Source organism: Enterococcus avium (genome assembly GCF_002891025.1).
Taxonomy (GTDB): Bacteria; Bacillota; Bacilli; order Lactobacillales; family Enterococcaceae; genus Enterococcus_A; species Enterococcus_A avium.
This window is the reverse complement of sequence record NZ_NBSL01000002.1, coordinates 1,879,895-1,895,894: the sequence shown is the minus strand read 5'-3', so window position 1 is coordinate 1,895,894 and position 16,000 is coordinate 1,879,895. Positions and strand designations below refer to the sequence as shown.

At 39.3% G+C, this 16,000-nt stretch carries 14 protein-coding genes; 13 read left to right on the top strand and 1 reads right to left on the bottom strand.

What is annotated here, in order from left to right; translation table 11 throughout:
- Positions 1–9 precede the first annotated feature (9 nt).
- From phnC to AUF14_RS09620, 5 genes are all read left to right on the top strand, one after another.
- The gene (gene phnC, locus AUF14_RS09640; protein WP_016181360.1) at positions 10–801 is read left to right on the top strand and encodes a phosphonate ABC transporter ATP-binding protein; all 792 of its coding nucleotides are present in this window, start codon (positions 10–12) and stop codon (positions 799–801) included.
- Positions 773–1,552 (top strand): phosphonate ABC transporter, permease protein PhnE, encoded by a 780-nt coding sequence (phnE, locus tag AUF14_RS09635; protein WP_049221538.1) that lies wholly within the window; start codon positions 773–775, stop codon positions 1,550–1,552. Before phnC ends, phnE (AUF14_RS09635) begins: the two co-directional genes overlap by 29 nt.
- Complete coding sequence (gene phnE / locus AUF14_RS09630) at positions 1,549–2,331, top strand: phosphonate ABC transporter, permease protein PhnE (RefSeq protein WP_016181362.1); 783 nt, start codon at positions 1,549–1,551, stop codon at positions 2,329–2,331. Before phnE (AUF14_RS09635) ends, phnE (AUF14_RS09630) begins: the two co-directional genes overlap by 4 nt.
- Positions 2,332–2,334: 3 nt before the next feature.
- Positions 2,335–3,135, top strand: a complete 801-nt coding sequence (locus AUF14_RS09625) for a metallophosphoesterase family protein (RefSeq protein WP_049221541.1) — start codon at positions 2,335–2,337, stop codon at positions 3,133–3,135.
- An 82-nt stretch (positions 3,136–3,217) separates the two neighbouring features.
- Complete coding sequence (locus tag AUF14_RS09620) at positions 3,218–4,765, top strand: bifunctional metallophosphatase/5'-nucleotidase (RefSeq protein WP_102866021.1); 1,548 nt, start codon at positions 3,218–3,220, stop codon at positions 4,763–4,765.
- A 183-nt stretch (positions 4,766–4,948) separates the two neighbouring features.
- Here AUF14_RS09620 and AUF14_RS09610 read toward each other — a convergent pair whose 3' ends face one another.
- Positions 4,949–5,968, bottom strand: a complete 1,020-nt coding sequence (locus tag AUF14_RS09610) for a LacI family DNA-binding transcriptional regulator (protein WP_016181365.1) — start codon at positions 5,966–5,968, stop codon at positions 4,949–4,951.
- Positions 5,969–6,143: 175 nt separating this feature from the next.
- Here AUF14_RS09610 and AUF14_RS09605 point away from each other — a divergent pair, with 175 nt between their 5' ends.
- From AUF14_RS09605 to AUF14_RS09570, 8 genes are read left to right on the top strand one after another with little or no spacing between them, the layout of a single operon-like run.
- Positions 6,144–7,814, top strand: a complete 1,671-nt coding sequence (locus AUF14_RS09605) for an alpha-amylase family glycosyl hydrolase (RefSeq protein WP_082158446.1) — start codon at positions 6,144–6,146, stop codon at positions 7,812–7,814.
- 24 nt (positions 7,815–7,838) lie between these two features.
- Positions 7,839–9,128: an ABC transporter substrate-binding protein gene (locus tag AUF14_RS09600; RefSeq protein ID WP_102866019.1), complete on the top strand. Its 1,290-nt coding sequence runs from the start codon at positions 7,839–7,841 to the stop codon at positions 9,126–9,128.
- Between the two features lie 9 nt (positions 9,129–9,137).
- Positions 9,138–10,013 carry a carbohydrate ABC transporter permease gene (locus tag AUF14_RS09595; protein ID WP_049219637.1) on the top strand — a complete coding sequence of 292 codons (876 nt, stop codon included), beginning with the start codon at positions 9,138–9,140 and terminating at the stop codon, positions 10,011–10,013.
- Complete coding sequence (locus AUF14_RS09590) at positions 10,006–10,845, top strand: carbohydrate ABC transporter permease (protein WP_049219638.1); 840 nt, start codon at positions 10,006–10,008, stop codon at positions 10,843–10,845. The genes AUF14_RS09595 and AUF14_RS09590 overlap by 8 nt, the downstream gene beginning before the upstream one ends.
- A gap of 23 nt (positions 10,846–10,868) precedes the next feature.
- Positions 10,869–11,918 carry a zinc-binding dehydrogenase gene (locus tag AUF14_RS09585; RefSeq protein WP_049219669.1) on the top strand — a complete coding sequence of 350 codons (1,050 nt, stop codon included), beginning with the start codon at positions 10,869–10,871 and terminating at the stop codon, positions 11,916–11,918.
- Positions 11,919–11,958: 40 nt separating this feature from the next.
- Positions 11,959–12,759: a sugar phosphate isomerase/epimerase family protein gene (locus tag AUF14_RS09580; protein WP_049219640.1), complete on the top strand. Its 801-nt coding sequence runs from the start codon at positions 11,959–11,961 to the stop codon at positions 12,757–12,759.
- Positions 12,760–12,798: 39 nt separating this feature from the next.
- Positions 12,799–13,830: a Gfo/Idh/MocA family protein gene (locus tag AUF14_RS09575; protein ID WP_102866018.1), complete on the top strand. Its 1,032-nt coding sequence runs from the start codon at positions 12,799–12,801 to the stop codon at positions 13,828–13,830.
- Positions 13,827–15,998 (top strand): glycoside hydrolase family 65 protein, encoded by a 2,172-nt coding sequence (locus tag AUF14_RS09570; protein ID WP_049219642.1) that lies wholly within the window; start codon positions 13,827–13,829, stop codon positions 15,996–15,998. Before AUF14_RS09575 ends, AUF14_RS09570 begins: the two co-directional genes overlap by 4 nt.
- The last annotated feature ends 2 nt before the right edge of the window (positions 15,999–16,000 follow it).

Genomic DNA, 16,000 nt, shown 5'->3' with positions numbered 1-16,000 from the left:
AGAACGAGCATGATTATTTTTGAGAATGTTTCAAAGGTTTATCCCAATGGAGTGGTGGGCCTAAAGGATATCAATTTGACTATTGAAGATGGGGAATTTGTCTCGATCATTGGACTAAGTGGTGCAGGTAAAAGTACGCTATTGCGAGCCATCAATCGATTGGTTCCAATTACAGATGGCAACATTCAAATTAACGGTACATCCATAACTAAGGCCAATAAGCGTGAGCTGCGACTGATTCGCCGTCAGATTGGATTGATTTCCCAAAGTTTTAATCTGGTGAAGCGCAGTACTGTTCAGAAAAATGTTCTATCGGGCCGACTAGGCTACTATTCCACCTGGAAGAGTATCTTTGGGCTGTTTACGCAGGAAGATTATCAACGAACCAAAGAAGCCTTGGAAACAGTAGGCTTATCTGACAAGTTGCAAACCCGCAGTGATGAGCTGAGCGGTGGTCAGCAGCAGCGGGTTTCGATTGCTCGTGCGCTCGTTCAGCAAGCACCGATTATTTTGGCAGATGAACCGGTGGCTTCCTTAGATCCTATCACCACCCAAAAGGTGATGGAGGATTTGAAAAAGATTAATCAAACAATGGCTAAAACCGTGATTGTCAATCTTCATTCGGTACCTTTAGCTCGGGAGTTTTCTACGCGAGTGATTGCTTTAAAAGCTGGACAGGTGGTTTTTGATGGCTCGCCGGATGCTTTGACCGACGAACAACTGACTCAAATTTACGGCAAAGCCATTTTTGAAGAAAAGGCAGGGGATCGCGATGAAATTGCAAGAAACTGTCCACTTTAAATGGTACAAGCACCTGTTGATTCTGATAGTTTTAGTGCTTTGTTTTCAAGCAAGTGTGGGTCTGACTTCGGCTGATTTTGCGATGGTGTTTGCCAACTCTGGGCAAATGACAGACTTTTTGTCACGACTTATTCATCCGGATTTTAGTTATTTGTCGAAGCTGGTCACTCCAATGGTTAAAACGCTGCAAATGTCGTTAGTCGGAACGGTGATTGGTGTGGCTTTTGCGATTCCTATCAGCTTTCTGGCAACGACGGTCGTGACGGAAAACCGCTGGCTATCCACTATTTTTCGGTTTTTATTGGGCTTGGTTCGGACAATTCCTAACCTGCTATTAGCCGCTCTTTTTGTCGCTATTTTTGGCATAGGAGAAGCTACTGGGGTGCTGACGATTGCTGTTTTTACCTTTGGAATGATTTCTCAGTTGATGTTTCAAGCAATTGAAACAATTGACTATGGTCCAATCGAAGCGGCGGCTGCAGTAGGAGCTACCAAGATGCAAATTGCTGTCTGGTCAATTGCTCCTCAAGTGTTGAGTCAATTTGTCAGCTATATGTTTTATGCGTTTGAAGTGAATGTACGGGCTTCAACAGTGCTGGGTTATGTCGGTGCTGGCGGGATTGGCGTTATTTTGAATTCCTCACTGGCTTTATTAAATTATGAACGGGTATCAATAATTATTTTAATGATTTTAGTCACGGTGGCCTTGGTAGATAAACTAAGTGAACGTGTGAGGAGGTCACTGTTATGATGATTCGCGACATGAGTAGACGAACATTGCTCTTTCTTACGGTTGTGGCGCTGCTGGTGATTTGGTCAGCCTTCAGTTTGGATTATTCAGGTTTAAGTACTTTTTCTCTTTCGATGGGAATGGATGTATTTAAAGGACTGGCGCAGCCAGATTGGGCATTTCTTTATGATGGCAGCGGAGAGGATTTAGTAAGTTTGCTGCTGTTGACGATTGGCATTGCTTTTTTAGGAACGATGATTGCGACAATTTTGGCGATTCCGTTAACCTTGCTGAGTGCTGTTAATCTCTGGAAGGCACATCCGTTAGTTACAAAAATTGGGAAGTTCGTCTGCAATGTATTGCGAGCCTTTCCAGAATTAGTTTTTGCGATTATTTTTGTGAAAGTTGTCGGTCCAGGTCCATTTGCTGGAGTGATGGCGATTGGTGTTCATCAAATCGGTATGTTAGGGAAGCTGTTTACCGAGGAAATGGAAGCGATGGATGAACGCTTAACCGAAGAGATGGAAGCGGTCGGAGCTAATTTTTGGCAAACGATTTTCTTTGTTCGAGTACCTTATTTGTTGCCAATTTACAGCTCATTGGCATTGAATCATTTTGAAATTGCTGTTAGAAGTGCAGCTACACTAGGATTAGTAGGTGCTGGCGGGATCGGGGCACCATTGATTTTTGCGATCCAAACACGGTCATGGAGCAAGGTCAGTATTATTTTAATCGGGGTTGTTATTACCGTATTTATTTTGGACCAAATAACCGGAATTATAAGAAAGAAATTGAGATAGCACATGAATATATTGCATATATCAGACATACATTTTCGCAGAGAATATGAAACAAGCGAAGGCGGCTATAAAGGCATGTTAGCCAAGATGCAAAGTCCGCTTATTCCGTTGGAGAAGTACCTGCATCAGCTGCAAGAACGGACAACACTTGATTTGGTAATCATCAGCGGTGATCTGACTGAAGATGGCGAGGTAGAAGATTATCGCTATCTGAAGAACTGGCTGCAGGAAGCTTTAGGCGAAACAGAGATGATTGTCACACTTGGTAACCATGATATTAAGGAGAACTTTTGGGCTGGCTGGTTTGGAGAAAAGGCTTCTGAAAAACCTTACAACCAGGTTGTGATGTATCCAGAATTTACGGTCATCTCCTTTGATAATTCCAGCTATGGCTATGCAGATGGAATTGTAGATGAGCAACAGCTTCAGTGGCTAGCGGAGGTGCTGGAAGAATATAAAGAGCAACCGATTATACTGGTAACCCACCACCATTTACTGCCGCAGCAAAGCAATATGCCAAAATGGCCTGGCACAGAACGCTTTTTAGCGTTAATTGAACCATATGATATTCGTTGTATTTTAAACGGACACACGCATCACTTCTTTATGGATGAAATCAATGGTATTCCTTATTTTACTGTGGCTAGTATGTCCTTTGTCGGAGAAAATGTAGGCGACGGCTTGGTCCGCTTTGAAGAACGCTACGGCTATAATCTTTATTGTGTGGAGCAGGGAAGGATCACCCATCAAACGACAGAAAATTTTATTTCAGGGCATGTGTTGAAGACTCTGGACATGCGCTGATAAACTAATAAAAGTACTGAAGAGACCGAACTGCTTTTTGTGCTTCGGTCTTTTTCGTCTAATCAATGAAGGAGCGATACGATTGAAGATAACCTTTCTCGAAACCAGTGACATGCACGGCTATGTTTACCCAACTGATTATGCTGGAAAACACGATCTAGCCCTTGGTGCGGCTAAAGTCGCAACAAAATTAAAGAAATTACGGGAAAAAGCTGAAGGTGTTGTTGTGACGATTGAAAATGGCGACTTTATTCAGGGTTCACCGTTAAGTTATTATATTGCTCAAGGAAAGTATTCGGTTGGTACGTTAACCAAAGTAATTAATCAAATGAACTATGACGTTCAAGTGATTGGCAATCATGAGTTCAACTATGGCTTGGAGTATTTACAAGCAGCTATCGACAGCTATCAAGCACCTGTGCTGGCAGCGAACATCTTGAATGAAGCAGGAGACCCCTACTTTGGAAAAGCCTATACGATTATTGAAAAAGCAGGATTAAAAATTGCTGTTCTTGGACTGGTTACTCAATATATTCCACATTGGGAAAAGCCCCTTACTCTTAAAGGCATTACATTTGAAAGCATTGTTGAGACTGCTAAAAAATATATACCAATCTTAAGGCAGCAAGCAGATGTCGTAGTGGTCAGTTATCATGGCGGCTTCGAAAGGAACTTAATGACAGGAGAACCAACTGAGGCTCTGACTGGCGAGAATGAAGGCTATCAGTTGCTGCAGGAGGTTTCAGGGATCGATGCGCTGTTTACTGGACATCAGCATCGGGTAATTGCCGATATTGTCAATGGTGTGCCTGTTGTTCAGCCAGGGTATCGTGGAAATCATATTGGAGAAATCCAGCTGACAGTTGAGAAAATAGAAGGGAAAGTAGTAGTGACAGATAGCCAAGTCAGGGTGCATTCTTTAGAAAATGTGGCTGCTGATCCGAAAATTCTTGCAGCCGTTGAAACCGCAGAAACGGATTTAGAAGATTGGCTGGACCGAACATTGGGACGAGTTGAAGGTGACATGGCGATTAACGATCCGATGGAAGCGCGTTTAGTGGAACATCCCTATGTAGAATTTATTAATCGCGTGCAAATGAAAGCTAGTAAGGCAAAAATTTCTGGAACAGCTCTGTTCAATAACGAAGGAACAGGATTTGGTTCAACGATCACTATGCGGGATGTCATCACCAACTATATCTATCCTAATACACTAGCTGTGATCAAAGTCAGCGGAGCGGACTTGCGTGCGGCATTAGAGCAAACTGCGAGTTATCTGGCGGTTGAAAAGGGGAAGGTTGTTTTCAATCCTGCCTTTATCAAACCTAAGCCGCAATACTACAATTATGATATGTATGAAGGGATCGACTATACTATTGACATGAATCAACCTGTTGGCCAACGAATCACTCACCTGACCTTCCAAAATCAAGCAATCATGCCAGAGCAAGAACTGGAAATAGTCACCAATCATTACCGAGCAATTGGTGGAGGAAATTATGAGATGTTCGGTGCGGAGAAAATCGTGCGAGAAATTCAGGTAGATATGACAGAATTAATTGCGGATTACTTGAAGCAGCATCCGATAATCCAAGCAAAGACGAACCAGAACTTTCAGGTAGTTTTGTAGATGAAAAGATAAACAGAGGTTGTGACAGAAGTGGTCAGCTTCAAGAAATAAGAAGGAATTTCCGAAAATTGTTTCTCAAATTTTTGTGAAATTTCGGCTTATTTCCGAAGAAGCTACTTCTGGAACACCGTTTATTCGGAAAAAGGAGCTATGACAAGTCTTTTGTCACAGCTCCTTGTTTATCTATTTTCTTGCCACAGAGTCCGTCAAGATCAATTCAGTAGGTACGATGACCTTTTTTGGTAAATCTTTCTCTCCGTTAATCAGCTTGAAAAGTAGCTCTGTTGCTTTTGTACCCAAAATATTTGTAGGAACATTGATTCCTGAAAGACGAGGGGTGAAAAAGGCAGAGTAGGATTCATCATTAAATGCAATCAAAGAGAAGTTATCAGGGATTTTATACCCTTCTTTTTCAATAATTTGAAAGAGACTAAGAGCTTTTAGAGCATCTGTTGCAAAGATAGCAGTAGGTAATTGTTTACCACTAAATAATTTTTTAGCCGCCTGAATAGATTCCTCTAGCACATAGCCCCCATCGACAATCCATTCATTTTTTATATCTAGATAATTATCAAATAAAGCTTTACGATAGCCATTTACTCGGTCTGCTGATACATGAATATTCAGAGGAGCATGCAGACAGGCTATTTCCTTATGTCCCAGATCAATCAAAGTTTGAATCATTTGGTAACTATCACTATAGTTGTCTGTATCCACCGAATAAATATACTCATATTCCTTTTCCAGTTTTCCGATAATTACGATTGGAATTTTTAGCGCATCAAGTTCCTCTAAATATTGTTCATCTTGAGAAGCACTTAAGATGATTATTCCCCGTATCAATTTTTCATTGAGTTTATTTCTTATTTTTTGCGCTTCTTCCTGATTGTTTTTAGATGTTTGCAAAATCAAATCAAAATCATTTTTCTCTGATACAGCTGAAATAGACTGGATAACATCAGAAAAGAAAGGATTGCCGCTTGTTGAACGAACCGATCGATGTGAAAGAGCCAATATTGCATCAAATCCGTTACCAGTAAGTCCACGTGCTAACTTACTCGGCATATAATTCAATTCTTTAATTGCTGCTAAAACCTTTTCTTTGGCCTCTGGTGAAATATTATCTTGATTGTTCAATACACGAGAAACTGTGGATTTAGAGACTCCAGATTTGTTCGCAATATCATAAATTGTTGGTTTCAAAAAAAATCCTCCTAACGCTGGTAGCGGTACCATCACAGCTAAAATATTACTGGATTATCGATGATTTGTCCATAAAGGCGGTTAATTATTTAAAAAAACAATTGACAGAAACCGCTTACTATAATATTATCTTGGTGTGAGGTGGGAGCGCTCCCACAAGAAAGGAGTTTTCTATTTGATTGAAGAAATCATTTCTGCAATTTATCCGCATCAAGATGAAGCAATGTTTCTAAAAGAAGCAATATCTGAAAGAATCAAGGGATATAAAAATAAGAATATCCGACCTAGAAAAGGACAATGGGATCAAGATGATGTGTTTTTGATTACTTATGGCGATCAGTTTTATGAGGATGGAGAAACTAAATTAACCACCTTCAATAAAATGTATCAGCAGTTTTTTTCAGATACATTTCCAATTGTACATTTCCTACCGTTTTTTCCTTACAGCTCAGATGATGGATTTTCGGTGATTGATTATGAACAGGTAAATCCAGAAATCGGTGATTGGGCAGATGTCCAGGTAATGAATCGTAATGCTCGTTTGATGTTCGATTTCGTTTGCAATCATATGTCTGCAAAAAGTAATTGGTTTCAAGGTTACTTGAATAATCGCACTAGCTATAAGGACTTTTTTATCGAAAGTGATCCTTCGATTGATCTAAGTATGGTTACAAGACCGAGAACGTCACCGTTGTTATCAGAGTTTGTCGATTTAGATGGGAAGATACGCAATATTTGGACGACTTTTAGTGATGATCAGGTAGATTTGAATTTTGCTAATCCGAAGGTCTTATTAAGAATGATTGATGTGCTGCTGTTTTATGTAGATCAAGGAGCAGATTTTATTCGTCTAGATGCAGTAGGATTTTTATGGAAGAAAGCTGGAACCAGCAGTATCCATCTTCCAGAAACCCACAAGATCATTCAGCTTTTTAGAAGCATTGTGGAAGAGGTAGCTCCAGGAACGATTTTGATTACAGAGACGAACGTGCCTCATCAAGATAATATCAGTTACTTTGGGGACGGGACTAATGAAGCGCAAATGGTTTATCAATTTCCGTTACCTCCATTAGTATTGCATGCGATTCGAACAGGGAATACTAGCTATTTGCAAAAATGGGCAAATGAAATCTATCTACCAACGGAAGAAGTATCCTTCTTCAATTTTTTAGCATCTCATGATGGAATTGGTTTAAATCCGATTCGAGGAATTATTGATGAAGCAGAAATTCTTGATTTAGTTGCTAGTATAGAAAAAGAGGGAGCACTAGTAAATTATAAACAAAATCCAGATGGTTCTTTCAGTCCTTACGAGATTAATACAACCTATATTGACGCTTTAAGTAACCAATCAGATGAAGATGAGCTGCGTCTGAAGCGTTTCATGGTGGCTCACTCTATTTTATTGACGATTATTGGGATACCGGCAGTTTATGTGCAAAGTATTTTAGGCGGACGCAACTACTATGAAGGTGTTGAAAAGACAGGCGCGAATCGAACAATTAATCGCCAGAAATATAAAGCTTCAGAAATTTGTGACAGCTTACTGAAAAGTGGGTCATTTAGAAACCAAGTATACCGTGAACTTCAAAAGCTGATTCAACTGCGGAGAAGTGAGGAAGCTTTCCATCCTAATTGTGCTATGCGAGTTCTGGAAACGAATCATGCAACATTTGGAATTGTTAGAGATGAAAAGGTTTACGTATTGCATAATATGAGCGATCAAGCTCAAACGATTTCACTTGATGCTGGAACCTATATTAATTTATTAACAAAAAATGAATGCGTTATTCAAAAGGAAGTAATTTTGGAACCTTACCAATTTGTTTGGTTGGAAAAAATTTAGAACTATCAAGAAGGAGACAGTGGAATGAAAGCAAAGAAAATGATTTTTGGTACGGCATTGGCAGTGTTGGCTCTGACTTTGGGAGCATGTGGCGGAGGAAGCGCGAAGGATGATGAGAAAACGACAATTGAATTTATGCATTCTTCAGTTGAACAAGATCGACTGAAAGTAATTGATAAGCTGGTTGCCGATTTTGAAAAAGAAAATCCAGATATTAAAGTGAAACAAATGCCAGTTGAAGAAGATGCGTATAACACAAAAGTTGTTCCGTTGGCCCGTTCAAATAAGCTTACCGGTGTTATTGAGGTCAGCCAAGACTTCGCTAAGGTAATGGATAAGGATGAACTGATCGATCAAAAAGCTGTTGGCAATGTCATGAAAAAAGTTGGTGAAGACAATTATTACGATGGTGCCAAAAAATTGGTTCGCACAGAAGATGGTTCAGGATATATTGCAGCACCGATAAGCGGTTGGGTTCAAGGTATTTGGTATAACAAAAAGACGCTGAACGATGCTGGATTCTCAGAACCAACAACTTGGGACTCAGTTTTAGAGATCGCGAAGCATTTTAATGATGCAGGCAATAAGAAATACGGCATCGCAATGCCGACCGCCGACAGTACAATGACTGAACAAGCCTTTTCACAGTTTGCACTTTCGAATAATGCAAATGTGTTGGATGATAAAGGAAAAGTGACGATTAATACGCCAGAGATGAAGCAGGCTTTGGATTATTATAAAGAATTGTCGCAATACACCATGCCAGGTTCAAATGACGTAACGGAGATTAAAGATGCTTTCATGAATGGTTCAACCCCAATGGCGATCTATTCAACGTATATTTTGCCGTCTGTTTTTGAAGAAGGAAAGTCAGAAGATATTGGTTTTGCAATTCCGACCAACAAACAAGAGGCCGTTTATGGAACAGTTTCGGGATTAACGATTTCTGCTGGATTAGATAAAGAACAAAAAGCAGCTTCTGAAAAATTTGTCGAGTATCTATCAGAAGCCAAAAATATGGAAAAATGGGTCTTGATGTCACCTGGTGGTGCGCAACCAGTAAACAAAGAAGTTGTTGATAGCTCTTCTTACCAATCAAATGAAGTAATCAGTGCTTTTGGCGAGCTTCCGAAAGAAATTGCCAGCTCATTTGATAAGGTCCAAGTGTTTGGTTTAGTTGGCGATAAAAACTTTACAAAAATGGGAGATATTACTAGCTCTGGCGCTATTTCAAAAGCGGTAAATGGCGTAACTGTTGGTAAGGAAGATCCTGAGAAAGCATTAAAAACGGCTCAAGAATCAATTGAGGAGTAGGAGCGGGTTATGAAAAATATAGCAAACAAAACAGATACAAAATTTGCTATTGCCTTATTAGCACCAAGCATGATTTTATTGGCAGTATTGGTTTTCTTTCCAATGCTGTCAAATATCCAGATTAGTTTTTTAGATTTGCCGTTAAATGCGAATCTAAAGTCTACTTTTGTTGGCTTGAACAATTATCTGGATATTTTAAAGGATCCAGCTTTTTATAAATCATTAGGTTTGACGATCGCTTATACAGCGTTAGTCGTTTTGGGAAGCACCGCTTTAGGCTTAGCAGTGGCGATTGCGTTTAACCGTGAATTTAAGTACCGCGGATTGGTTCGTTCTTTGATTATTCTGAGCTATGTCACACCTTCTATTTCTTTAATTTTTGCTTGGAAATATATGTTCAATAATGGCTATGGTATTATCAATAATTTTTTAGTCGATAAATTACATTTTTTCAGCGAAGCACCATTATGGTTTGATAATCCAGGTTCAAGTTTTGCTTTAGTCGTAATCTTTGCAATCTGGCGCTACTATCCTTATGCCTTCATCTCTTTATTGGCAATTTTGCAAACTGTCGATAAAAGCTTGTATGAAGCGGCGGATATCGATGGCGCAAATTTCTGGCAGAAATTCAAGATTGTTACATTACCTGCGATCAAGCCGGTCCTCGCCACAGTTATTGTTTTGCGATCTATTTGGATGTTTTATATGTTTACTGATGTCTATTTACTGACAAATAAAGTGGATATATTAGGTGTCTATCTTTATAAAACAGCCTTTGCATTCAATGACTTAGGTAAAGCTTCGGCTATTTCAGTGATTTTATTCGTTATTATTGCTGTCGTGATTCTAATTTCAAGAAAGCGGGTGGATTTAAACAATGGCTAAAAATAAAAAAGTAAAAAAATTCTTCTTTTATGCCATGGTTATTTGTTTTTTAGCAATTAACCTGTTCCCTTTTTGGATCATGCTAATGACATCTTTTAAAGGCAGCAGTGAAGCGATTTCGACTACACCGAGTATTTTACCGCGTCAGTTCACGACAGAACATTTTGTCGATATTTTTAATCCAGAGATTTTTCCATTTGTCGACTATTTTAAGAATAGCTTTGTTATTTCGTTGTTTGCATCTGTTATCGCTGTGATTATTGGAATTGGTGGTGCTTATGCGTTAGCACGTCTAAACTTTAAGGGACGTAATAAAATCAATGCGAGTTTCTATACGGTGTATATGTTCTCAGGTATTTTGATTGTCGTTCCGCTATTCAAAATTATCTCTTCATTAGGCTTGTATGACACTAGAACTTCTTTAGTCATAACAATGGTGGTTCAAACATTACCGACAGCAATTTTTATGTTGCGCAGTTACTTTGAAACAATCCCCAAAGATATTGAAGAGGCGGCGATGATCGACGGTTTGAGCCGTTTTCAGATCATCATTCAAATCATGATACCATTAGCATTTTCGGGGATTATTTCAGTTTTTGTGTATTGTTTTATGGTTTCTTGGAATGATTTTCTGTTTGCATCGATCTTCCTTTCATCAACCGATAAGTTTACATTGCCAATCGGACTGAACACGTTATTTAGTACCCCAGACTATGTTTGGGGCAGGATGATGGCAGCTTCACTGATTACTGCTTTACCAGTAGTCATCATGTACTCACTTTCAGAACGTTTTATTAAAGGCGGAGCCATTGAAGGCGGCGTCAAAGGATAATTTAAAAAAAGAGGATGAAAATCGTGAAAAAATTAGTAGCGCTTGAACCACGAGTAGCAGGTTTAAAAGATTATGAGGAGAGAACTATTTTAGAAGACGAAGTACTGATCAAGGTGAAGTTTGCTTCTCCTAAGCCTGGAACAGAAGTCGTTGATTTTAGAGGGATCAGTCCATTTATCGATGATGAGTTTTCTTCAGAATGGAATATGTTTATGCCACGTGAGGCAGGAAGCCCTCGCGGTATTGAGTTCGGCGATCTGCCATTAGGAAATATGGTGGTTGGAGAAGTAGTGGAAATAGGCAGTGAGGTTACAGAATATCAAATCGGAGAGATTGTTTGTACTTATGGCCCCATACGAGAAACAGTGGTCGCCAAAGGTGTAGACAACTATAAACTACGGAAAATGGCAAGCTTGGATAGTTGGAAAAATGCAGTATGTTACGATCCAGCACAATTTGCGATGGGTGGTACCCGCGTAGCCAATGTACGCGCTGGTGATGTTGTGGCAATTTTTGGTCTTGGCGCGATTGGTTTAATCGCAGTACAAATTGCAGTTAATGCTGGTGCAAAGGTCATCGCCATTGATCCAATCAAAGAACGTCGAACATTAGCGGAAAAATTTGGTGCGATTCATAGTCTAGATCCAATAACTGAAGATGTCGGTTTAAAAATGAAGGAGTTCACCAACAAAATGGGGGTCGATTCTGTCATTGAAACCAGTGGGGCTGCTAGTGCTTTACAAGCTTCCTTGAGAGGCATTGCTTATGGCGGAATTATTTCCTATGTTGCTTTTGCTAAACCATTCCCAGAAGGATTAAATTTTGGTCGTGAAGCACATTTTAATAATGCGAAGATTATTTTTGCTCGGGCTTCAAGTGAGCCGAATCCCGAATATCCGCGTTGGAATCGCAAACGAATTGAAGATACTTGCTGGGAACTGCTAATGAGCGGTTACTTAGATTGTTCAGAGATTGTTGCGCCAATTGTTCCGTTAGCTGAAAGTGCGGAAGCCTATATGCGCTACATTGACCAAGACCCTTCATTAAGTGTGAAAATGGGTGTAGAGCTTTAAACTAAAAGGATTGAACGAAGACAAATAAGGAGATTATATCATGAGATTTGGCACGCAAGATCAAGCATTTTTCCCAACAGACATAAAAGAAAAATTTCAATTTATCAAAGAGTTAGGGTTTGAAACCTACGAAATAGATGGCAATCTGTTAGTCGAACACGTAGAAGAAGTCAAAGAAGCAATGAAAGAAACGGGGATTTTAGTAGAAACTGCCTGTAATGGTTACGATGGGTGGATCGGTGATTTTATTGAAGAACGTCGTTTACGAGGGATTGAACAGATTTCTGATATTTTAAGAGCACTAGCTGAAGTAGGCGGGAAAGGCATCGTTGTTCCTGCGGCTTGGGGCATGTTTACCTATCGTTTACCACCGATGGTTTCTCCAAGAAGTCAAGCTGGTGATTTTAAAGCAGTTAGTGACTCTTTGATTCAGTTAGAGAAGGTAGCCGCTGAAACGGGAACCAAAATATATTTAGAGCCATTGAATCGGTATCAAGATCATATGATCAACTTGTTAGCTGATGCTCGGAAATACATTGATGAAAATCAATTGGTGCATGTTGAAATTACCGCTGATTTTTACCATATGAATATCGAAGAAGATAGTATTTCAAAAGCGTTGATCGAGCAAAAGGATTATGTGGGACACATACATTTAGCGGATAATCATCGGTATCAGCCGGGGTCCGGAGCCATCAATTTTGTTGAACATTTCAAGACAATCAAAGAGATCAATTATGACGGTTGTTTAGTATACGAATGCCGATTACGTGGAGAAGATCTTCCTAAAATTTATCAAGATTCTATCAACTTCTTAAAGGAATGTATGAGAAAAGCATAGTTGAACGCTCAACTATGCTTTTCTTGAAAGGAACGAGTAATGAAAAAAGTAGCGATTATCGGTGCTGGCCAAGTAGCAGAAAAAGTCCATGCAGCCTATTATTTAACAAAACCAGAAACGTTTCAATTAGTAGCAGTGGTTGATCCTAATTTAGCAAGGGCCGAGCTTTTTTGTCAAAGAAATCAATTTAAGCAGGCATATACATCAACTACAGAAATGTTGATAGAGGAACAACCAGATATCGTAAGTGTTTGTACACCCAATCGCTTTCATTATGACAGTGTAATGAGTGCATTAGCGGCAGGGTGTTCAGTATTCTGCGAAAAACCGCCAGCCATGACGAGCCTTGAAGCAAAAAATATGTGGAAGCAGGCAGAAAAAAAATCTGTTTGTTTAGCTTATGATTTTCAACATCGTTATTCACCGGAAGCGCAGATGTTGAAGGAAAACATTGCCTTATTGGGGGATATTTATTATAGCGAAGCAAATGCCTTAAGACGTTCAGGGGTTCCTGGCTGGGGAAATTTTATTGATAAAACACTTCAAGGCGGCGGTCCGCTGATTGATTATGGAATACATATGTTGGATACGGCGTTATATCTATTGGATTTTCCAAAAATCAAGGCAGTTTCGGGTTATCAATATCAAAAAATCGGTCCTCGTAAGAACCAAGGTTCATTTGGATTTTGGGACCCGGAAAAATACACCGTAGAGGATTCCTTGTTTGGAACATTAGAATTTGAAAATGGCGGGATTCTTCGGATCAATACATCTTTCGCGTTAAATATACAAGCGGATAAGGTTTTAGATGTTCAGCTTTGCGGTGACGAAGCAGGTGCAAATCTCTATCCTGGTAAAATTTATACAGATCAAGCTGGGGAACTTAAAGTTATTAAACAAATCGAAAGTAAGGAAACGAATAATCATTTTACCAGTATAGATCATTTTTGTCGTAAAGTTGCTGGAGATCCACAAGCAATAATTGCTGACGGCAGACAGGGCTATATTATACAAAAAGTGATTGCAGCATTATATCAATCGGCTGAAATAGGTGAAAAAGTAGAACTATGAAAATAGAATTTAATCAATTTGAGGAAGAAACACTAAATAAAGAAGCAACTCTAATGACGACGGGAAACGGCTATTTAGGAGTTCGTGCAGTACATGAGGAAAAGTATCGAAATCAGGATAGAGGTTTTTTTGTCCGGGGCATTTTTGATCGAACGATCGGTACAGAGGCAGCTGAATTAGTCAATCTGCCTGATATCACTGAACAAGAGTTAAGAATAAATGGCGAGATTTTTTCCTTAAATAGTCCGCAAGTGAGAGATTATCAGCGTTCGCTAGATTTATCAACAGGAGAATTGAATCGTTCATTAAAATGGCAAACGGAACAAGGCGATTGGTTCAAAATTACAAATAAACGGATTGTTAGTCAAAAAAATAAGGAACAGATTGCTTTTCAACTGATCGTAGAGCCATTGAGTGGTTCAGCTGAAATTTCCATCAAAACGGGGATTGATGGACAAGTTTCTAACGGTGGCAACCAGCATTTAATCGAACGTGATATACGTGTGTATGATGAACGCCTATTGGTAGCTGAATATGAGACGATTGAGAGTCATTTGACAGTAGGTCTGGCTATGCGTCTAAATAAATCAGGAATTATTTCAGCGAAAAATAGAAAAATTCAAACAAACATTCAAGAGAACTGTCAGAAAAATGATTCATTCGTTTTTGAAAAAGTGGCTTATATATATTCTAGCTTAGAAGCTGATGATCCATTGGAGTCTGCTAAAAAGGCCGCAGCCCAGGAAATATCTTATGAAAAAATTGCGAAGGAAACAAAAAAATCTTGGCATGATTTTTGGTCAGAACATCGGGTAGTAGTCAATAGTCAAAATGCCTTCGACCAATTGGCTTTAGATTTTGCATGCTATCATCTGCAAATTATGACCCCCGATGATTCCCAATTCAGTGTGGCAGCAAAAGGGTTAACAGGCGAAGGCTACAAAGGTCATGTATTTTGGGATACAGAAATATTCATCCTTCCTTTTTTCTTGCATAATGAGCCCGATACTGCAAAAAAATTATTGAAATATCGATTTTTTAGATTGGCTGGAGCAAAGGAAAAAGCGCGACAGAATAACTATCGAGGTGCTTTATTTCCTTGGGAAAGCGCCTTAACAGGGTATGAAGAGACACCAAAATACGCAGCGATAAATATTCGTACTGGGAAACGGCAAATTATATCATCGGCTGTAGCAGAGCATCATATTGTTGCGGATATCGCTTATGCTGTGATGGATCTTTATCAAGCGACGGCTGACCAGGAATTTATGGATAATTATGGGAAAGAACTATTAAAGGAAACAGCTCTTTTTTGGTTGAGCCGCGGTGTCGAGATAAATGGTCGGATTGAAATTCATGATGTGATTGGTCCGGATGAATATACGGAACACGTCAATAACAATGCGTATACCAATTATTTAGCCGCCTATAATGTACGATCTGCTTTGGAGCAGCAGGTCGGTGATGAGCAGTTGCAAGAACAATTTAGACAATTTCTAGACAAACTCTATTTACCAGATAAAAATACTGATGGCTTAATTCCACAAGACGATACATTCTTGGAAAAACCAGTAATTGACTTATCAAAGTATAAGGAACAGGCAGGGAATCAATTAATTCTGACCGAGTATTCTCGACAAGAAGTCATTGATCGGCAGATTCTAAAGCAAGCAGACTTAGTCATGCTGTTTTATTTACAGCCAGATCTATTTAGCTTTGAAACAATCAAACAAAATCTCTATTATTATGAAGATCGAACAATTCATGATTCATCATTAAGTAAAGCGATTCACGCGATTGTTGCAGCTAGAATTCATGAAGCAGAGTGGGCTTATGAGATGTTTCAAGCAGCTTGTCGAATTGATTTGAATGATCAGCCCCATACAAGTGATGAAGGGGTTCACGGTGCAGCATTGGGAGCGGTTTGGCTGACGGTAATTTTTGGCTTTGCAGGTATTAAAAAAGGTGATGTGCTAGAAATTAATCCACAGCTGCCGAATGCATGGAAGCAGCTCACGTTCAACTTTTATTGGAGAAATGAAAAGATTACTGTTCAGATGACCCAAGACTCTGTTTTATTAAAAAAAGAATCTACCAAGCAGCTGCCAATCATGATTGAAGGTCAGAACTATTTATTAGCAGACAAATTAGAATGGAGCAGAAGGTAATA